19 protein-coding genes are annotated in these 20,309 nt (G+C 58.3%); 15 read left to right on the top strand and 4 right to left on the bottom strand.

Going from position 1 to position 20,309, the window contains the following annotated elements; genetic code table 11:
* Positions 1-3: 3 nt before the first annotated feature.
* Both ABNP46_RS21090 and ABNP46_RS21085 read right to left on the bottom strand, forming a co-directional pair.
* Positions 4-1,650 (bottom strand): multidrug ABC transporter permease/ATP-binding protein, encoded by a 1,647-nt coding sequence (locus ABNP46_RS21090; RefSeq protein ID WP_349920435.1) that lies wholly within the window; start codon positions 1,648-1,650, stop codon positions 4-6.
* A 60-nt stretch (positions 1,651-1,710) separates the two neighbouring features.
* Positions 1,711-3,813: a TonB-dependent siderophore receptor gene (locus tag ABNP46_RS21085; protein WP_349920434.1), complete on the bottom strand. Its 2,103-nt coding sequence runs from the start codon at positions 3,811-3,813 to the stop codon at positions 1,711-1,713.
* 382 nt (positions 3,814-4,195) lie between these two features.
* Between ABNP46_RS21085 and mioC the strand changes: the two genes are divergently transcribed.
* The 15 genes from mioC (at position 4,196) to glmU (ending at position 17,977) form a co-directional block, all read left to right on the top strand.
* Complete coding sequence (gene mioC / locus ABNP46_RS21080) at positions 4,196-4,645, top strand: FMN-binding protein MioC (protein WP_349920433.1); 450 nt, start codon at positions 4,196-4,198, stop codon at positions 4,643-4,645.
* Between the two features lie 507 nt (positions 4,646-5,152).
* Positions 5,153-7,042, top strand: a complete 1,890-nt coding sequence (gene mnmG, locus ABNP46_RS21075) for a tRNA uridine-5-carboxymethylaminomethyl(34) synthesis enzyme MnmG (protein WP_349920432.1) — start codon at positions 5,153-5,155, stop codon at positions 7,040-7,042.
* A gap of 20 nt (positions 7,043-7,062) precedes the next feature.
* Entirely contained in the window at positions 7,063-7,689 is a 627-nt protein-coding gene (gene rsmG / locus ABNP46_RS21070) for a 16S rRNA (guanine(527)-N(7))-methyltransferase RsmG (protein WP_349920431.1), read from the top strand.
* 27 nt (positions 7,690-7,716) lie between these two features.
* Entirely contained in the window at positions 7,717-8,520 is an 804-nt protein-coding gene (locus ABNP46_RS21065) for a ParA family protein (RefSeq protein WP_349920430.1), read from the top strand.
* Entirely contained in the window at positions 8,517-9,425 is a 909-nt protein-coding gene (locus ABNP46_RS21060) for a ParB/RepB/Spo0J family partition protein (RefSeq protein WP_349920429.1), read from the top strand. The genes ABNP46_RS21065 and ABNP46_RS21060 overlap by 4 nt, the downstream gene beginning before the upstream one ends.
* A 190-nt stretch (positions 9,426-9,615) precedes the next feature.
* Positions 9,616-10,026: an ATP synthase subunit I gene (locus ABNP46_RS21055; protein WP_349920428.1), complete on the top strand. Its 411-nt coding sequence runs from the start codon at positions 9,616-9,618 to the stop codon at positions 10,024-10,026.
* Positions 10,027-10,034: 8 nt separating this feature from the next.
* Positions 10,035-10,814, top strand: coding sequence for a F0F1 ATP synthase subunit A (atpB, locus tag ABNP46_RS21050; protein ID WP_349920427.1), 780 nt, complete (start codon positions 10,035-10,037; stop codon positions 10,812-10,814).
* Positions 10,815-10,875: 61 nt separating this feature from the next.
* Positions 10,876-11,115 (top strand): F0F1 ATP synthase subunit C, encoded by a 240-nt coding sequence (gene atpE / locus ABNP46_RS21045; protein ID WP_010672265.1) that lies wholly within the window; start codon positions 10,876-10,878, stop codon positions 11,113-11,115.
* 54 nt (positions 11,116-11,169) lie between these two features.
* The gene (atpF, locus tag ABNP46_RS21040; protein ID WP_139437153.1) at positions 11,170-11,640 is read left to right on the top strand and encodes a F0F1 ATP synthase subunit B; all 471 of its coding nucleotides are present in this window, start codon (positions 11,170-11,172) and stop codon (positions 11,638-11,640) included.
* A 13-nt stretch (positions 11,641-11,653) separates the two neighbouring features.
* On the top strand, positions 11,654-12,187 hold the full coding sequence (atpH, locus tag ABNP46_RS21035) for a F0F1 ATP synthase subunit delta (protein ID WP_349920426.1): 534 nt from the start codon (positions 11,654-11,656) through the stop codon (positions 12,185-12,187).
* 15 nt (positions 12,188-12,202) lie between these two features.
* Positions 12,203-13,744 (top strand): F0F1 ATP synthase subunit alpha, encoded by a 1,542-nt coding sequence (atpA, locus tag ABNP46_RS21030; protein ID WP_349920425.1) that lies wholly within the window; start codon positions 12,203-12,205, stop codon positions 13,742-13,744.
* Between the two features lie 42 nt (positions 13,745-13,786).
* Positions 13,787-14,653, top strand: coding sequence for a F0F1 ATP synthase subunit gamma (atpG, locus tag ABNP46_RS21025; RefSeq protein WP_349920424.1), 867 nt, complete (start codon positions 13,787-13,789; stop codon positions 14,651-14,653).
* A 33-nt stretch (positions 14,654-14,686) separates the two neighbouring features.
* Positions 14,687-16,075 (top strand): F0F1 ATP synthase subunit beta, encoded by a 1,389-nt coding sequence (gene atpD, locus ABNP46_RS21020; protein WP_349920423.1) that lies wholly within the window; start codon positions 14,687-14,689, stop codon positions 16,073-16,075.
* Between the two features lie 18 nt (positions 16,076-16,093).
* On the top strand, positions 16,094-16,522 hold the full coding sequence (locus ABNP46_RS21015) for a F0F1 ATP synthase subunit epsilon (protein WP_349920422.1): 429 nt from the start codon (positions 16,094-16,096) through the stop codon (positions 16,520-16,522).
* A 93-nt stretch (positions 16,523-16,615) separates the two neighbouring features.
* Positions 16,616-17,977 (top strand): bifunctional UDP-N-acetylglucosamine diphosphorylase/glucosamine-1-phosphate N-acetyltransferase GlmU, encoded by a 1,362-nt coding sequence (gene glmU / locus ABNP46_RS21010; RefSeq protein ID WP_349920421.1) that lies wholly within the window; start codon positions 16,616-16,618, stop codon positions 17,975-17,977.
* A 50-nt stretch (positions 17,978-18,027) separates the two neighbouring features.
* Here the strand turns inward: glmU and creD are convergent, their stop codons facing one another.
* Together creD and blaOXA are read right to left on the bottom strand one after the other, a co-directional pair.
* Positions 18,028-19,365, bottom strand: coding sequence for a cell envelope integrity protein CreD (gene creD, locus ABNP46_RS21005; RefSeq protein ID WP_349920420.1), 1,338 nt, complete (start codon positions 19,363-19,365; stop codon positions 18,028-18,030).
* A 120-nt stretch (positions 19,366-19,485) separates the two neighbouring features.
* Complete coding sequence (gene blaOXA / locus ABNP46_RS21000; protein ID WP_349920419.1) at positions 19,486-20,283, bottom strand: class D beta-lactamase; 798 nt, start codon at positions 20,281-20,283, stop codon at positions 19,486-19,488.
* Between the last annotated feature and the right edge of the window lie 26 nt (positions 20,284-20,309).

Here is a 20,309-nt window from a genome sequence, read left to right as displayed (position 1 = left end):
GCATCAGACCGGCACGTCGCTGTCCAGATGGGCGACGGCATCCCGGCTCACCTGCTCCCGCCGTTCACCGGTCAGCTCGGTGAGCTGGCCCTGGCGCATCTCCAGCAGGCGGTCGGCCAAGGGGAAATAGAGATCGTCGTGGCTGATGGCGATCACCGTCTTGCCCATCTCCTTGAGGCGCGGCAGCAGCACCTGATAGAAGATGCGGCGGAACTGGGGATCCTGATCCGCGGCCCATTCGTCAAACAGCATCACGTCCCGCTGCTCCGCCAGGGCCAGCAGCAAGGCAACCCGCTTGCGCTGCCCCTGGGAGAGCTCGATGTTGGTGATAAAGTCCTGCTCAATCACCAGCTTGCTGCCCATCTGCAGCCGCTCCAGCCACTCATCCATCAGCGCCTGCCTGGGCTCTGGGCCCAGCAGGTGCTGGAACAGGTGATAGTCGGTGAAGATGGCGGAGAAGAGCGCCAGATAGGCGTTGCGATCTTGGATGGGTTCGCCATCCAGCAGGATCCGGCCAGAGACGGGCTGATAGAGCCCGGTCAGCAGCATGGCCAGGGTCGACTTGCCGGATCCGTTGCCACCGATGATGAAGATCTGCTCCCCCTTCTCGATGGTGAGATTGACCGGACCGACCGCGAAACCGCCCTCCCCCTGATAGTGAAAGCTCACCTCCTCCAGCTGGATCCGCTGCCAGGCTCGGGGCGCAGGCGGCAGCGGGAAGTCGGGATCCGGCGAGGCCAGGGTCAGGGTCGCAATCTTGTCAAACGCCACCTGGGCGGAGATCAGGGTTGGCAGGGCACCGATCCCCTGCAGCAGCGGAGTACGCAGGAACAGCAGGGTCAGGGCGAAGGTGGCGGCCACATTGGTATTGGCCCATCCCAGCCCGTTGGCCAGGAAGAAGACCAGGCCGATGGCCCCCAGCATCATGATGTTCGACCAGTTCACCGCGCTCAGGTGATAGGTGTCGGCACGGATGATCTCCTGGCGATACTCCTTCGCATTGCGCTCATAGAGCTGGTGGTAGACGAAGTGAGCGCGCTCGCGGTTGAGCGCCAGCTCCTTGCTGCCGGCGATGATGGATTGATAGTTTTGATAGAGCTTGTCTTCGGCCAGGCGCATGCGCGACAGGTGGCGATAGACGCGGTTGACCAGCAACCAGCCCACCACCATGGTGAAGGTCACCCAGAGGGCGGTGACGACCAGCAGGGATGGGGAGAGCCAGCCGAGATAGAGGGCGGAGCCAATGGTAAGCACCAGCCCCTGCACCAGCTCGGGCAGACGCACGAAGGCGATGGTGATCTGGCCGATGTCGCTGGACAGAGAGGCCAGCAGCGGCCCCTGCCCTATCTGGCGAATGCGGGCGACGTCGGTATCCAGCAGTTGCTTGAGCAGCCGGCCGCGCAAGCGATAGACGAAGTGGTGACCGAGGGTGGTCAGGCCCAATTGGGCGCCTAGCGTGATCACCAGCAGCAGCAGAATGAGGCCGATCAGTTGGCCAAGGATCGGTAGCGGATCCCCAACTGATTCGATAAGTGATTGATTGATAAATGCAATAACACCTATACCGCTGACTGCACTGAGCAGGCTGAGCAAGGTGATGGCGATGAAGGGCCAACGATATTGGCGGTAAACCAGTGACAAGAGTTCCATGACGGGCCTGCGTACAAAAAGAAAGAGGGCGGGAGCTCATGCCCCCGCCCGCCTTGTATCTTACCAGCGGTAGTTGATGGAGCCGACTATGCTGCGCTCCTCACCGTAGTAGCAGTAGTAGTCACAGCTTGCGACATAGGTGTCGTCCAGCAGGTTGTTGACGTTGACCTGGGCCCGCCAGTTCTTGGCAAAGTCATACCCGATCATCGCATCCCACACAGTCTGGGCCGGCACTTCGGCAGAACCATAGATGGGGTTGTAGTTGGCATCGACCGCGCCTATGCCAACGCTGGAGCCGATGTAACGCACCCCGGTACCCACTTCCAGACCGGAGACCGGACCCTGCTGCACCTTGTAGTTGCCCCAGAAGGAGGCCTGGTGACGCGGGATCAGGCTGGCACGACGGTCACCGTTGCCGGTGTCATTGGTCTTGGCATCGGTATAGGTATACGCAGCGGTCAGACGCAGCGCTTCGGTGGCCTGCACGCTGCCTTCCAGTTCCACACCCTGGGAGGTGACTTCACCGGCCTGGGTCTGCTGGCCGGAACCGGTGGAGACCAGGGAGTTGGTCTGTTCCAGATCGAACAGGGCCAGGTTGATGTAACCATCGAGGAAGCTCGGCGCATACTTGATGCCGGTCTCGTACAGCTTGCCTTCCAGCGGCTTGTAGGAGCTCTTGGTGTTCGGGTCGATCCCCGGCAGCACCTCGAAGGACTCCGCATAGGCGAAGTAAGGGGAGATGCCGTTGTCGAACAGGTACATCAGGCTGCCGGAGAGCGAGAGGTTGTCATCATACTGCTTCTCGTTCTTGCTGGTGGCTTCGCTGATGTTGTGGGTCTCCACATAGTCGAAGCGACCACCGGCAGTCAGCAGCCAGCGGTCATCCCAGCGGATCTGATGCTGGGCATAGAGGCCGCTCTGACCCTTGGTGTTCTTCTGATAAGTCGCAGTGGACTCATCGAAGCCAGGGAAGCCGCTGTAATCCGGATGCATGGTGTCGATAGAACCCATGCCATAGTTGTCAGCCTCGACCCCCTCGTTCACGTGACGCTGCAGATCGATCCCCATCAGCAGGGTCTGCTCGGTACGATCCGTGTTCCAGTAACCCACCATCTGGTTGTCCATGGTGATGCTCTTGGTGTCGCCGTCACGGTAGATCAGGCCACGGAAGGCGGTGGTGCCTTGATAGGTCGGGAAGATATAGGTCTGACGCAGCAGCAGATCGTTGTAGTTGAAGCGGACGTTCTGCTTGAACTCCCAGGTGTTGTTGAACTGATGGGACAGCTCATAACCGGCGGAGATCTGGGTGTTGCGGTTGCGATCGTAATCCGGCTGACTCAGGTTGGTGCTGGGATCGATCTGGCCACCCTCGGTATTCAGGGTGCCGTAGACGGGGAAGAAGCCGTTGGTCGGCACCCCTTCATCGTGCAGGAAGCTGGCCAGCAGGGTGAGGCTGGTACGATCCGAGATATCCAAGGTGACGCTCGGCGCCAGGTAGGCACGCTCGTTGTAGGTGCCATCCAGCACGCCATCACGCTCCTTATAGAGCGCAACCATGCGGTAGCGGCTGTTGTCGGTCAGATCGTCGGAGAAATCGATGCCGACCTGACGCAGATCCCGGTTGCCAAGCTGCACATCGACCAACCCCTGCGGGGTGGCGGTCGGACGCTTGGTCACGGAGTTGATCACGCCGCCGGGAGGAGCCTCGCCGTAGAGGATGGAGGCAGGCCCCTTGAGGACTTCCACGCTCTCCAGACCGAAGGTCTCGGGGGTCCATACGTAGTAACCGGTGCTGAACAGGCGGTTGCCATCCAAATATTGAGCTGCATCGAAGCCCCGCACCTTGAACCAGTTGGTGTTGTTGTCCGAACCATAGAGGCCGGTAAGCACGCCGGAGCGGTAACGCACGGACTCATCGAGCTGCTGCACGGCATGCTGATCCATCTCCTCGCGATTGACCACGGAGACGGCACGCGGAGTCTCGGCCATGGGCACTTCGACCTTCATCGCGTTGGCGGTCACCACCATGGTCTCGCTCGCCTTGGGCAGCTCTTTTTCAGCTTGTTCGGCAGCCAGAACCGGCAGACCAGCCAACAAACAGGAGAGAGGCAGCACCACTCTCTTTCGCATCACTGCGTAGGGGAAATTTTTTTGCGCAATCATATTAAGTGTCTCAAATAAATAGAGTTATTTCTGGTTTCTTATTATGGGTGCCCAATCCTGCCGGTTTGCCCGACTCCTTAGGCGAATAAATCACCGTCATGCTACTACAAGAGCCGTGATCGAATCGATTCATTAATTGCTAATCGTTTGCATCTGCATTGTTACCAAACGTATCGATACGGTGTTTTTTTGAACGCCGGGGTTCGTATGTATACAACCAACGGTGAAGGGAGCCGAGGGGAGCAAAACATCGGTGACAAGGAGGATTTTCATCGTTCAAAGACGAAAGGATCCTTATCCCCAAGCTTTATCCATATTTATCCACATCTTTTGGCGTTAGAATCCCGGTTCCGCGTTTTCCGTATTATTCAGGATCCATTCCATGGCCAAACTCAATCTCGTCGTCGGCTCCATGCTGGGGGCCGCCGAATATGTCGCCGATCATGTTGCCAGTCTGCTGGAACAGGGCGGACATCAATCCAGGATCCACAACCCGGCCAACCTGACCGATGTGCTGGCAGAGCCGGATACGATCCTGCTGGTGATCACCTCCACCCATGGTGCCGGCGATGTCCCCGACAACCTGCAGCCCTTCGCCAAGGATCTTGCCGAGCAGCGACCGGATCTCGGTGGGTTGAAATATGGTGTCATTGCCTTGGGTGACAGCAGCTATGACACCTTCTGCCAGGGCGGCAAGACTCTGGATAGCCTGCTGAGAGAGTGTGGCGCCAACCGGATCGGGGATCGCCTCGAGATCGACGTGACCCAGCATGAAATTCCGGAAGATGCCGCCGAAGCCTGGATCCAGGACTGGATGGCATTGATCGCATAAATACGAGGGGGAGATCCGTCTCGTCACACCTGATCTCCCCGCTTATCCCCAGATCCCTATCCACCAGGTTATTAACAGCTCTGCCTGAACCGGGCTTTCTACCGGATCGAGAAATAAAACCGGATCGCCTGTGCATAACCATAGGGTTAAACGCTGAAAAACCTATAGTTATTCATGTATGAGATCCAATTCAGTTTCTATTTGTGAATAAAACCCCTGGTTATCCCCCAGTTCAGGGGGCTGGGATCCAAGCTTTTCCACAAGCTGGGATCGGCTCTAACCAGATGATCTTTATGATCAAAAAGTGCTTATCAACAGAAACGGCGGATCCTAATAAAAGATCCAATAAAAGATCGATCTAAAGATCCTTAAGATCTATTTAGCGGATCCTTGATCCATACTGATCCCGAACTAGACGTTCCCCTCAGGATACGAAACGGATAGAATGATCCGCCCTCCAGACCAGGCAAACAAAGATCTTCAGGCGTGCAGATCAAGGTGATCCCAATGCAATACCATGAACAATTTGATGTGATCGTCGTCGGTGGCGGTCACGCAGGCACCGAAGCTGCCACAGCGGCTGCCCGTATGGGCCTTAATACGCTGTTGCTGACTCACAACATCGATACCCTGGGACACATGTCTTGCAACCCGGCGATCGGCGGGATCGGTAAAGGACACCTGGTCAAGGAAGTTGACGCCCTCGGCGGGATCATGGCGCAAGCCATCGATCTTGGCGGGATCCAGTTCCGTACCCTCAACTCCTCCAAGGGCCCGGCCGTGCGTGCCACCCGTGCGCAGGCGGATCGTCTGCTTTACAAGGCCGTGGTACGCCAGACGCTGGAGAACTATCCGAACCTGAAGATCTTCCAGCAAGCCTGTGATGATCTCGTCATGGACGGGGATCGGGTTGCCGGCGTGGTCACCCAGAGCGGGATCCGCATCAGCGGCAAGACGGTGGTGCTCACCGTAGGCACCTTCCTGAATGGCTTGATCCATATCGGCATGGATAACTACAAAGGCGGCCGCGCCGGGGATCCTCCCTCGATCGCCTTGGCCCAGCGCCTGCGGGAAATGCCGCTGCGCATCGACAGACTCAAGACTGGCACGCCGCCGCGCATCGATGCCCGCACCGTCGATTTTTCCGTCATGCAGCAGCAACACGGTGACAATCCCCGTCCCGTCTTCTCCTTCATCGGCGATGCCAGCCTGCACCCGCGTCAGGTCCCCTGCTATGTCACCCATACCAACGAGCAGACCCACGAAGTGATCCGCAACAATCTGGATCGCAGCCCCATGTACGCCGGAGTGATCGAGGGGATAGGCCCGCGCTACTGCCCGTCCATCGAAGACAAGATCACCCGTTTTGCCGACAAGACGGCGCACCAGATCTTCGTGGAACCGGAGGGGCTGACTACCCACGAACTCTATCCAAACGGGATCTCCACCAGCCTGCCGTTCGATGTGCAGGTGCAGATCGTCCGTTCGATCCGCGGTTTCGAGAATGCCCACATCACTCGTCCCGGCTACGCCATCGAGTACGACTTCTTCGATCCCAGGGATCTCAAGGCGAACATGGAGAGCAAGTGCATCGAAAACCTGTTCTTCGCCGGCCAGATCAACGGCACCACGGGCTATGAAGAAGCTGCCGCCCAGGGTCTGATGGCCGGTCTCAACGCCGGTCTGCGCGCTCAGGGCAAGGAAGCCTGGCACCCACGCCGGGATCAGGCCTACATGGGCGTGATGATGGACGATCTCTCCACCTTGGGGACTCGCGAGCCGTATCGCATGTTCACCAGCCGCGCCGAATACCGGTTGCTGCTGCGGGAAGACAACGCCGACCTGCGTCTGACCGCGATCGGTCGCGAGCTGGGTCTGGTGGATGATGAGCGCTGGAGCAAGTTCAACGCCAAGATGGAACTGGTGGAGCAGGAGCGCCAGCGGATGCGTTCGACCTGGATCCACCCGCAGCATCCGTCGCTGGAAGCGGTCAATGCCCTGGTCAACACCCCGCTCACCCGCGAGCAGAGCCTGGAAGAGCTGCTGCGTCGTCCCGAGGTGACCTATGATGCGCTGATGGCCATCGATGGGGTGGGTCCGGCGCTGGCGGATCCTGCCGCAGCCGATCAGGTGGAGATCCAGATCAAATACGCCGGCTACATCGAGCGTCAGCACGACGAGGTGGAGAAGCAGCTTCGCAACGAGAACACCCTGTTGCCGCTGGACATGAACTACCGCGATGTGAACGGCCTCTCCAACGAGGTGATCGCCAAGCTCAACGATGCCAAGCCAGAGACCATAGGTCAGGCCTCCCGCATCTCCGGCATCACCCCGGCCGCCATCTCCATTCTGCTGGTTCACCTGAAAAAGCACGGTTTGCTGCGCAAAACCGCCTGAGGAATTCCCCGTTGGAAAACATGCTGGAAAGACTGAACGGCCTGCTCATGCAGGCCGGTATTGTTATCACTGATACCCAAAAGAGTCAGTTGGTTCGTCTGGTCGAGTTGCTGCACAAGTGGAACAAGGCTTACAATCTCACCTCGGTGCGCGAGCCGGACGCCATGCTGGTCAAGCACATTCTCGACAGCCTGGTGGTGAGCCCCCACCTCAAGGGTGAACGTTTCATCGATGTGGGCACGGGTCCCGGTCTGCCGGGACTGCCGCTCGCCATCATCAATCCGGACAAGCAGTTCGTGCTGCTCGACAGCTTGGGCAAGCGGATCAACTTCATCCGTCAGGTAATCCTGGAGCTGGGGCTGACCAATGTGACGCCGGTCAAATCCCGGGTCGAGGAGTATCAGCCCGAGACCGGATTTGATGGGGTACTGAGCCGGGCCTTCGCCTCGCTGGAGGACATGCTGGGTTGGTGTCATCATCTGCCCTCGGCAGACGGCGGCTTCCTGGCGCTCAAGGGGCAATTCCCCGAGCAGGAGCTGGACCAGTTGCCCGCCAGCATTCAACTGGTCGCCACCCATAAGCTGGTGGTGCCGGAGCTGGACGGCGAGCGCCATCTGCTGGAGTTTAAAGCCATTCAGCCCGAATAGGGCCGCCGCATTCATTTAGGGGATAGTGTGGGAAAAGTCATTGCCATAGCCAACCAGAAGGGTGGAGTGGGGAAAACCACCACCTGTGTGAATCTGGCCGCCTCCATGGCCGCTACCCGGCGCAAGGTGCTGGTGATCGATCTGGATCCGCAGGGCAATGCCACCATGGGCAGCGGGGTCGACAAGTACGAAGTCGAACGCACCGCCTATGAACTGCTGATCGACGATGCTCCCATCGGCGAGGTGATCATTCCCGAGACCTCGGGGGGCTATCACCTCATCGCCGCCAATGCCGACGTCACGGCGGCCGAAATCCGCCTGATGGAATTCTTTGCCCGCGAGATCCGCCTGCGCAACGCGCTGGCCTCGGTGCGGGACAAATACGACTACGTCTTCATCGATTGCCCCCCTTCTCTCAACATGCTGACCGTCAACGCAATGGCCGCCGCCGACTCCGTGCTGGTGCCCATGCAGTGCGAGTACTACGCGCTGGAAGGGCTCACCGCCCTGGTGGATACCATCAGCAAACTGGCCGCCGTGGTGAATCCCGAGCTGAAGATCGAGGGGGTGCTGCGCACCATGTTCGATCACCGCAACCGCCTGGCCAATGATGTGTCCGATCAGCTGAAACAGCATTTTGGCGACCGGGTCTATCGCACCATCATTCCTCGCAACGTACGACTGGCGGAGGCGCCGAGCTTCGGTGCGCCGGCCATGCACTATGACAAATCATCGGTGGGGGCCAAGGCCTATCTGGCGCTGGCAGGCGAGATCCTGCGCCGCCAGGAGCAGGAGTGCCAGCCGATCACCGCAGACCGAGAGAGCCTATGACTCCGAAGAAACGTGGACTGGGCAAGGGACTGGATGCCCTGCTCAGCACCAGCACGGCCGCTCGCCAGAAACAGGTGATGAGCGATCAGCGTACCGAGCAGGCCATGGCCCCCACCAACCAGGGTGAGCTGCGCAAGCTGCCGGTGGAGTGGTTGCAGTCCGGCAAGTACCAGCCGCGAAAGGATATGTCGCAGGATGCGCTGGAGGATCTGGCCAACTCCATCCGGGCACAGGGAGTGATCCAACCCATCGTCGTCCGTGCGATCGGGGAGAACCGCTTCGAGATCATCGCTGGTGAACGGCGCTGGCGTGCTTCCCAGCTCGCCAGGCTCGAGGTCGTCCCTTGCCTGGTCAAGGACGTACCTGACGAAGCGGCTGTGGCCATCGCGCTGATTGAGAATATCCAGCGCGAAGACCTCAACGCCATCGAAGAGGCGGTTGCCCTGCAGCGGCTGCTGACCGAGTTTGAATTGACCCATCAGCAGGTCGCCGAGGCGGTGGGCAAGTCCCGCACCACGGTAACCAACCTGCTGCGGCTCAATCAGCTCAACGAAGACGTGAAGCGTTTCGTCGAGCACGGGGATCTCGACATGGGCCATGCCCGCGCCCTGTTGGCGCTGAGCGGTTCGGCCCAGTCCGAACTGGCCAAACTGGTGGCCCAGAAGGGGCTGACCGTGCGAGATACCGAGAAACTGGTGCAAAAGACCCTGGAACCGGCAAAAACCAAGGTTGAGCCCGTCCGTGATCCTCAATTTGGTTACATCGAGCGCCAGATTTCAGAAAAAATTGGTAATCAGGTGCAACTTCAGCAGGGTAAGCAGGATAGCGGCAAGTTAGTAATAAGTTACGATAACTTAGCGGATTTGGACCGTATACTGTGCTATTTCGGCCTGTCAGAATCGTGATTTTTACGCTTTTTGTAGTAATAAAACATCCATTCCTTTCGTTATGAACATAACCTTAATTCTGCACGGAAAGCCGCAAAAATTAAGGATTTTTGCCGTGTTGCAATAGCTGTCTTCACGGGTATAATTTGACCGGCTTTTCGAGCTGTGAACGCGGGGTCTTCGGATCCCGATTTTTTACAGTTCTGTAATGTTCAGGGGTAGGTTGGTGAAACAGAAAAGAGCCTTGGAAGGTTTGACGCTAGCCATGGCTATGCTCGTTTGTCAGCTCATCCTGATCCTGGCGATCAGTACCGTCTGGTTTTATCTGGAGGGTCCGTTCGCCGGACAATCCTCTCTCTACGGAGGGGGGATGTACTGGGTTCCTCAGGCTCTGTTCACGCTCTGGGTTCTGCGCCGCAAGGTGACGAAGGAGAGTGTGGGCCTGGTGTTGGGGGACTTTTATGGTGGGGCAGGGATTAAGCTCGTTACTACAGCAGGACTTTTCGCCCTGGTGTTTGGCTCCGGGATCGAGGTCAACACAGTCTCGTTCTTCGCCACTTATATCCTCGCCCTCGTTGTACAGTGGATAGTTTCATTCACGCTTAACAACCACTATTAGGAAAACTCATGTCTGCAACCGGAGAAGTCCTGACTCCTCAGGGATATATCTCCCACCACCTGACCCATCTGCAAGTAGGGTCCGGGTTCTGGACGGTGAATATCGACTCAATGATATTTTCCGTCGTGCTAGGCGCCCTGTTTATCTGGTTGTTCCGCAGTGTGGCCGTCAAGGCTACCAGCGGTGTGCCCGGTAAGCTGCAGTGCTTTGTGGAGATGCTGGTCGAGTTTGTGAATGGTAACGTCAAAGACATCTTTCATGGTCGCAACAAGGTCATCGCACCTCTGGCCCTGACGGTGTTTGTGTGGATCTTCCTGATGAACCTGATGGATCTGATCCCCGTTGACTTTATCCCTCACGCTGCACAGTTGATGGGTGTTCCCTATCTGCGTGTGGTTCCCTCTGCTGACGTTAACATCACCATGTCCATGGCTTTGGGCGTGTTCTTCTTGATCCTGTATTACAGCATCAAGGTCAAGGGTATCAGCGGGTTCGTGAAGGAGCTGACGCTTCAGCCTTTCAATCACCCGGCTGCCATCCCGGTTAACTTCATCCTTGAAACCGTCACGTTGATTTCCAAGCCTGTTTCATTGGGTCTGCGACTGTTCGGCAACATGTATGCTGGCGAACTGATCTTTATCCTGATTGCGGGTTTGTTACCCTGGTGGTCACAGTGGATCCTGTCCGTGCCTTGGGCAATTTTCCACATCCTGATCATCACTTTGCAGGCGTTTATCTTCATGGTTCTGACCATCGTCTATCTGTCGATGGCACAAGAAGACCATTGATGATGCAACTCAAATAATCCTTTTTATACAATCAATTACATCTAAATAAATGGAGATCCTCATGGAAAACTTGAACATGGACCTGCTGTACATCGCTGCTGCAATGATGATGGGTCTGGCGGCTATCGGCGCCTCCATCGGTATCGGTATCCTGGGTGGCAAGTTCCTGGAAGGTGCAGCTCGTCAGCCTGACCTGATCCCTGTTCTGCGTACCCAGTTCTTCATCGTGATGGGTCTGGTGGATGCGATCCCGATGATCGCCGTTGGTCTGGGTCTGTATGTGATGTTTGCGGTTGCCTAAGTCGTCGTGACGACTCACGCAGAACCCATTAACTAACTTAAGAGGACATCGGCTGTGAATATCAACGCCACCCTCCTCGGCCAAGCAGTTGCTTTTTTCATCTTCGTAGTATTTTGCATGAAGTACGTATGGCCGCCGCTGATCGCTGCCATCGAAGCCCGTCAGAAAGAAATCGCTGACGGCCTATCTTCTGCAGAACGTGCCAAGAAAGATCTGGATTTGGCCAAGGCCAACGCCACCGATCAGCTGAAAGAAGCCAAGCTTCAGGCTGCCGAAATCATCGATCAGGCCAACAAACGCAAGGCACAGATCATCGATGAGGCCGCTGTTGGAGCCCAAGCTGAGCGGGAAAAAATCCTGGCTCAGGGCCGTGCAGAGATCGAAGCTGAACGTCATCGTGCCAAAGAAGAACTGCGCAAGCAGGTTGCTGCTCTTGCCATCGCGGGTGCAGAGAAGATCCTGGCACGCCAAATCGACCAGGCTGCCAACAGCGACATCGTCGACAAACTGGTAGCAGAACTGTAACGGGAACGGGGCTATGTCTGAACTGACTACAATCGCTCGCCCCTACGCCAAGGCTGCTTTCGAGTTTGCCGTTGAGCACAAGGCGGTTGACCAGTGGCTGGGGATGCTCGGCTTCGCTGCGGAAGTAGTGAAGAACGAGACCATCCACAACCTGGTAAACGGCTCTGTGGCTGCCGAAGAGCTTGCAAAATTGTTTGTGAGCGTCTGCGGTGAGCAGCTCGACGAGCATGGTCAGAACCTGATCCGGGTGATGGCCGAGAATGGTCGCTTGGGTGTGCTGCCGGCGGTCGTTGCTGAATTTGTAGCGCTCAAGGCTGAACTGGACAAAGAAGTTCAGGCTGACGTGATTTCGGCGATCGAACTGACCGACCAGCAGAAAGCCAATATTCAGGCTTCTCTGGAACAACGTCTCGCGCGCAAAGTGAAGCTGAATTGCAGCACCGATGCGTCCTTGATGGCCGGGGTGCTCATCAAGGCCGGTGATCTGGTTATCGACGGTACTGTCCGCGGTAAGCTGGATCGCATGGCCGATGCGCTGCAATCTTGATTGGGGTATTAGAGCATGCAACTGAATTCCACTGAAATCGCCGAGCTGATCAAGCAGCGCATTGCGCAGTTTGATGTGAAAAGCGAAGCGCGTAACGAAGGTACCATCGTCTCCGTAAGTGACGGTATCATTCGTATCCACGGCCTGGCCGATGCCATGCAAGGTGAGATGATCGAGCTGCCGGGCAACCGCTACGCTCTGGCATTGAACCTGGAGCGTGACTCCGTTGGTGCCGTAGTAATGGGTCCCTATGCCAACCTGGCGGAAGGGATGAAAGTCAAAGGGACTGGCCGCATTCTGGAAGTGCCGGTCGGTCGTGGTCTGTTGGGCCGGGTGGTCAACACCCTGGGTCAGCCGATCGACGGTAAAGGCCCGGTCGACAACGATGGCTTCTCGCCGATTGAAGTCATCGCACCTGGCGTTATCGAGCGTAAGTCTGTTGACCAGCCAGTCCAGACCGGCCTGAAAGCCATCGATGCCATGATCCCTATCGGTCGTGGCCAGCGTGAGCTGATCATCGGTGACCGTCAGGTTGGTAAGACCGCCATCGCGATCGATACAATCATCAACCAGAAAGATTCCGGCATTAAGTGTGTCTACGTTGCGATTGGCCAGAAGGCCTCCACCATCGCCAACGTGGTGCGCAAGCTGGAAGAGCACGGCGCCCTGGCCAACACCGTCGTGGTGGTTGCCTCTGCGTCTGAAGCGGCTGCCCTGCAGTACCTGGCTCCTTACGCCGGCTGCTCCATGGGTGAGTACTTCCGTGACCGCGGTGAAGATGCACTGATCATCTATGACGACCTGTCCAAGCAGGCCGTTGCCTATCGCCAGATCTCCCTGCTGCTGCGCCGTCCGCCTGGACGTGAAGCTTACCCGGGTGACGTCTTCTATCTGCACTCCCGTCTGCTGGAGCGTGCTGCTCGTGTCAACGCCGAGTACGTAGAGAAGTTCACCAATGGCGAAGTGAAAGGCCAGACCGGTTCCCTGACCGCCCTGCCGATCATCGAAACCCAGGCCGGTGACGTGTCAGCGTTCGTTCCGACCAACGTGATCTCCATCACCGATGGTCAGATCTTCCTGACCTCCCAGCTGTTCAACTCCGGTATTCGTCCGGCGGTTGACCCGGGTATCTCCGTATCCCGTGTGGGCGGTGCCGCTCAGACCAAGATCGTGAAGAAACTGTCCGGTGGTATTCGTACCGCACTGGCTCAGTATCGTGAGCTGGCGGCTTTCGCCCAGTTCTCTTCCGACCTGGACGACGCGACTCGCAAGCAGCTGGATCACGGTCAGAAAGTAACCGAGCTGATGAAGCAGAAGCAGTACTCCCCGATGAGCGTAGCTCAGCAGGCACTGGTGCTGTTCGCTGCCGAGAAGGGTTATCTCGCCGATGTCGAACTGAACAAGATCGTCGACTTCGAAGCCGCTCTGCTCTCTTACGCCAATACCCAGCATGGTTCGCTGATGGCTGACATCAATGCCAAGGCCGACTACAACGACGAGATCGTTGGCAAGCTGACTGCGTTGCTGGATGACTTCAAGGCAACCCAGACCTGGTAAGCGTGTGTGGCAGCGCAAGCTGCCACCTGATGGAGAGAAGAGATGGCCGGCGCAAAAGAGATACGTAACAAGATCGGGAGTGTGAAGAACACTCAGAAGATCACCAGCGCTATGGAAATGGTGGCAGCAAGCAAGATGCGCCGTGCGCAGGAACGCATGTCTGCCAGCCGTCCGTACGCTGAAACCATGCGCAAGGTGATCGGCCATATCGCTCAGGGGAACTTGGAATACAAGCACCCCTACCTCATCGAACGTGAGGTCAAGCGAGTGGGTTACATCGTCGTCTCCACCGACCGTGGCCTGTGTGGCGGTTTGAACATCAACCTGTTCAAGGCTGCCCTCAACGATATGAAGCAATGGAGCGCGAAAGGTGCCCAGGTTGACCTGGCACTGATCGGTAACAAGGCCTCCAGCTTCTTTGAGCGGCACGGCGCCAAGGTGAAAGCCCATGTCTCCGGACTGGGTGACAGCCCGAGCGTCAATGACCTGATTGGTTCAGTCAAGGTCATGCTGAAGGCTTACGACAACGGTGAGATTGACAGGCTGTACCTGGTGTACAACAAGTTCGTCAACACCATGGTTCAGCAACCAAAAGTCGATCAACTGCTGCCTTTGCCCGTAACTGAAGACAGCAAACTGAACAAGAAGAACCACTGGGATTACCTCTATGAGCCGGATCCCAAGCAACTGCTGGATGCCCTGCTGATTCGCTACGTCGAGTCCCAGGTCTACCAGGGTGTGGTAGAAAACTTGGCCAGTGAACAGGCAGCCCGAATGGTTGCCATGCAAGCCGCGACTGACAACGCCGGTAACCTGATTAACGATCTGCAACTGGTGTACAACAAGGCCCGTCAGGCCAGTATTACCCAGGAATTGACAGAGATCGTATCCGGTGCTGCTGCGGTGTAAGGCAAGGGTTATCAAAGGTTTAGAGGATTTGACATGAGTAACGGTTTCATCGTCCAAATCATCGGCGCTGTAGTGGACATCGAGTTCCCGCAAGACGCCGTGCCCCAGGTGTACGATGCACTGAAAGTCATCAGCGAAGGCCAAGGCCAGGGTCTGGTACTGGAAGTTCAGCAACAGATCGGCGGCGGCGTCGTTCGTTGCATCACCATGGGTTCCTCCGACGGTCTGCGTCGTGGGTTGGAAGTAGTTAACAGCGGCAAGGCCATCCAGGTACCGGTCGGTACCTCGACCCTGGGTCGTATCATGAACGTACTGGGCGACCCCATCGATGAGAAGGGTCCGATCGGCGAAGAAGAGCGTTGGTCCATCCACCGCGAAGCCCCCAGCTACGAAGATCAGTCCAACAGCACCGAGCTGCTGGAGACCGGCATCAAGGTTATCGACCTGGTATGTCCGTTCGCCAAGGGTGGTAAGGTCGGTCTGTTCGGTGGTGCCGGTGTAGGCAAGACCGTCAACATGATGGAGCTGATCCGTAACATCGCCATCGAGCACAGCGGTTATTCTGTGTTCGCCGGTGTGGGTGAGCGTACCCGTGAGGGTAACGACTTCTACCACGAGATGATGGAGTCCAACGTACTGGACAAAGTATCTCTGGTTTACGGTCAGATGAACGAGCCGCCCGGAAACCGTCTGCGCGTGGCGCTGACCGGTCTGACCATGGCCGAGAAGTTCCGTGACGAAGGTCGTGACGTACTGTTCTTCGTGGACAACATCTACCGTTACACCCTGGCCGGTACTGAAGTATCCGCACTGCTGGGCCGTATGCCCTCCGCAGTAGGTTACCAGCCGACCCTGGCCGAGGAGATGGGTGTTCTGCAGGAACGTATCACCTCCACCCGGACCGGTTCCATCACCTCCGTACAGGCCGTTTACGTCCCTGCGGATGACTTGACCGACCCGTCTCCGGCGACCACCTTCGCCCACCTGGATGCGACCGTCGTACTGTCCCGTCAGATCGCGGCACTGGGTATCTACCCGGCCGTTGACCCGCTGGATTCCACCTCCCGTCAGCTGGATCCGCTGGTGGTAGGCAAGGAGCACTACGAGACCGCTCGTGGTGTCCAGACCGTACTGCAGCGCTACAAGGAGCTGAAGGACATCATCGCCATCCTGGGTATGGATGAACTGTCAGAAGAAGACAAACTGACCGTAGCCCGTGCCCGTAAGATCGAGCGTTTCCTGTCCCAGCCGTTCTTCGTGGCTGAAGTATTTACCGGTTCTTCTGGCAAATACGTGCCGCTGAAAGAGACCATCCGTGGTTTCCAGGGCATCCTGAAAGGCGAGTACGACGATCTGCCCGAGCAGGCGTTTTACATGGTTGGTAGCATCGACGAAGTCGTCGAGAAATCCAAGAAACTGTAAGCCTCGATAGGAGGGCCCATGGCTGAGATGATCTCCTTTCACCTGGATGTGGTGAGCGCCGAAGGGAAACTGTTTTCCGGTAGGGTGCAATCTGCTCAGGTATCAGGCTCCGAAGGTGAGCTGGGTCTCCGCCACGGTCATGCTCCGCTGCTGACTGCCATCAAGCCGGGCCTGGTCCGCTTGATCAAGCAAAATGGTAGCGAAGAGGTGCTGTACATCTCCGGCGGCATGCTGGAAGTACAACCCGAAGCCGTGACCGTGCTGGCCGATACCGCCATTCGTGCCAACGACTTGGATGAGGCGAAAGCCCAGGAAGCCAAGCGTCGTGCCGAAGAGCGGATCAACAGCTCCCATGGTGATATCGACTACGCTCAGGCATCTGCCGAGCTGGCGAAAGCGATGGCCCAGTTGCGGGTTATCGATATCGTCAAAAAGAATTACCGCTAAGGGCGGTGATGCAAAAAGCGACCTTCGGGTCGCTTTTTTTTTGCCCGTTGGATAGACTCCGCCCAGCATTTCCTCATGTTTCAAAGGCTGGCTATGTCTCTCAACGTCGTGATCCTGGCTGCGGGTAAAGGTACTCGTATGCGTTCTGTCCTCCCCAAGGTGCTGCACCCCGTCGCCAACAAGCCCATGGTCTCCCATGTCATCGAGACCGCGCGCCAGATTGGTGCCGAGCAACTGCACCTGGTCTACGGCCACGGTGCCGAACTGCTCAAGGAGCGGATCGCCGCGCCGGACTTGAACTGGGTGCTGCAGGCGCAGCAGCTCGGGACCGGCCACGCCGTCGCCCAGGCCATCCCGTTCTGGCAGGATGAAGACGACGTGCTGGTACTGTACGGCGACACCCCGCTGATCCAGCCAGAGACGCTGCAGCGCCTGCTGGCCGCCAAGGCTGACGACGGCATGGCCCTGCTGACCGTGGTGCTGGACAACCCCACTGGCTATGGCCGCATCGTGCGGGAAAACGGCCTGGTGGTCGGCATCGTCGAGCAGAAGGATGCCAACCCCGAGCAGCTCGCCATCCGCGAGGTGAATACCGGTGTGCTGGTGGCCAAGGGCGCGCAGCTGCGCAGCTGGCTATCCCGGCTGGACAACAAGAATGCCCAGGGGGAGTTCTACCTCACCGACGTCATTGCCATGGCCCACGGCGATGGCTGCCCCATTGCCGCCGTCCACCCGGACAACGCCATGGAAGTGGAAGGGGCCAACAACCGGGTGCAACTGGCCCAGCTCGAGCGCAGCTACCAGCAGATGCAGGCCGAGCGCCTGATGATTGCCGGCGCCACCCTGATCGATCCGGCCCGTTTCGATCTGCGCGGTACTCTCGAGATCGGGGAAGAAGTGGTGATCGACGTGAACGTCATCATCGAAGGCAAGGTGAAGCTCGGCAACCACGTGCACATCGGTGCCGGCAGCGTGCTCAAGGATTGCGAGATTGGCGATCACAGCGAGGTGAAGCCTTACTCCGTCATCGAAGGGGCTCTGGTGGCGGATCAGTGCTCCGTAGGTCCCTTCGCCCGTCTGCGCCCCGGTGCCGTGCTGGAGCAGGATGCCCATGTCGGCAACTTCGTCGAGATGAAGAAGGCCCGGCTCGGGGTGGGCTCCAAGTGTGGTCATCTGACGTATCTGGGGGATGCCGAGGTTGGCGCCAAGGTGAACATCGGTGCCGGCACCATCACCTGCAATTACGATGGGGTGAACAAGTTCCAGACCATCATCGAGGATGACGTCTTCGTCGGCTCCGATACCCAGCTGGTGGCACCGGTGCGCATCGGCAAGGGGGCGACCCTGGGGGCGGGTTCCACCATCACCAAGGATGTGGCTGAGAATGAACTGGTCATCACCCGGGTGCCCCAGCGTCACATCAAGAACTGGGCTCGCCCGGTGAAGAAGAAGTGATGCCCGATCAATGAAATAACAGCGGCGCCCAAGGGCGCCGCTGTTATTTATCAGGGTTGCGGAGGGCGCTCCGTCAGCTGGTACCAGTCGAGCTTGCGGGTCAGCACCATGATCAGCGCCAGTACGGCGAACAGCAGCAGGGCTCCGAGCAGCAGAGCTATCTCTTCTGCCTGCAATAATCCGAACAATATGCTGTAAACCAGCCCTAATAGCACTGCAAATCCCAGCCCCTGTCGGGCTCCCCCCAGCACATGACTGAGATAAAAGCCGTTGAGGGCGACGCTGGCCAGGGCGGCGGCCAGATAGGCCCAGGCAAAGCCGATATGTTCAGTCAGCGCCAGCAGCACCAGGTAGAAGACGATCAGTCCCATGCCCACCAGGGCGTACTGGATCGGATGCACTCTGAGCCCCTTGAGCAGCTCGAACATGAAGAAGCTGAGGAAGGTGAGGCCGATGAACAGCAGCGCATACTTGGCGGCCCGCTCATTCAGTTGATAGTGATCCACCGGCTGCACCAGGCTGACGCTGAAACTCGGCAGCTTGCCTCCCGATCCCTCCATCAGACGGCTGAAGCGGCTCTCCATGTCGGTGGCGAACCAGCTGGTCTGCCAGCTGGCCTCGAATCCCTGCTGATCGAGGGATCGCTTGCCCGGCAAGAAGTCACCGATGAAATTCGGATGCGGCCAGTTGCCGCTCAGGTTGAATTGGCTGTCCTGACCCAGGGGCACGACGTCCAGCGCATTCATTCCCTGCAGATCCAGCTCGATATGGAAGCGACCGTTCCCGGTGGGTAGCGCCGCGAGCGGGGCATGGATGCCTGCCATGGTGCCTCCCAGCTGGGCGCCGGGGGCGAAGGGGATGCGCGCCTCTCCCAGTTGCAGTTCGGGGACGCTGTTGATGCCGCGGGCATCGGACAGCACCAGGCTGAGGTAGGGCTTGCCCGGGATCAGGCTGGGGTCGGATCCGTCGCGCGCGTCCTGGGTGCTGCTGACCAGCGGCTTGTCGTCGAGATCCGTGGGCAGATTGCCGGAGAGGGAGAGCCGGGTCTGATACACCTGCGCCTGATAGATGCCGAGCTTGCGCGGAGTGACCTCCATGCTGGCCCGCACCTCCAGCTGCTCCGGCAGCAGATAACGATAGACCTGCTCAGTACGCACGAAGCGCTTGCCATCCTGCTCGACGGTGACGGATCGGGTATAGGGTTGCACCAGCACAGGCCCTATCAGTCGCTGCGGCCCGCTGCTGCTGGCCATGATGCTGTGGATGGCCTGGCTGCGATAGGCCTGCCGCTCCCGGTTCAGCTCCATGATGGAGTGTACCGGGATCATCAGCAGCAGGCTGAGCAACAGCAGCATGACGACCTTGTGGGTGAGTATTTGTTTGACCATGACGCCTCTCCTTGTTGATGAGGGGCATGGTGACTGGTCTGGGTGAAGAGGGAATGAGGTTCTGTGAAGTCAGGGTGAAGGGGGATAAAAAAACCGGCGCCTGGCGCCGGTTCATGCATCTCATTGCATCTGTTTCAGCCGTGCAGGAAGCGCGGCAAAGACCTCGTCCCTGGCCCTGAGGGAGGCGAACTGCTTGCCCGGCTTCTGGATGACGGTATGGACGAAGATGAGCTTCTTGTCCTGCTTGCTGGCCCAGCCGACGAACCAGCCGATCTGCTGCTCCCGGTTGAGAGTCCCATCCAGCAACTTGGGGTAGCCCATGCCTGTCTTGCCGTGGATCTGCCAGCCATCGATATCCGGCTGACGCATGAGGGTGCCGGTGTGTGTCAGGGTCTGGGCGGAGACCGGCAGCTTGCCATTCACCATCTTGCCGAGGAAACGGGCCTGCTCTTCCGGGCTGATGGCGAGGCTGGCGCTGAGCCAGGCCTGGGTCAGACCATCGTGTTTGCCAGGGTTGCCGGAAAGATCCCGGTTGCCGTAGTCGAAGGCATCCACATAGTGCTGCAGGCGTGCCATCCCCAGCCACTCGGTGAGGCGCTGGGAGTACCAGATGACGGAATACTGCATCCAGCGGCTCGGGGTGGTGGTCTCCCGCCACTCTGGCAGAAAGTCGGCATCCCCCGGTTTGAACGGCAGGGCGGGCAGTTGTTCATCCACCAGGAAGCCGCTGTCATACCCCATCAGTGCCAGCGGGATCTTGAAGGTGGAGGCGGGGGGCAGCTGGCTGGCGCAGTCCCCCTCTTTGCTGGTGGGCTTGCCGTTGCCGTCGGCAAACAGCATGCAGCCCGAGGCGGCGCTGGCGGGCAGGGCGAAGAAGAGGCCGGCGGCAAACAGGCCGGATAACAGCAGACGGGACATGACAATCTCCTTGAGGCACAAGAGCA

This window comes from Aeromonas veronii (assembly GCF_040215105.1).
GTDB lineage: Bacteria > Pseudomonadota > Gammaproteobacteria > Enterobacterales > Aeromonadaceae > Aeromonas > Aeromonas veronii_G.
Note: the sequence above shows the minus strand (reverse complement) of the source record. Positions and strands in the feature narration are given on the sequence as shown.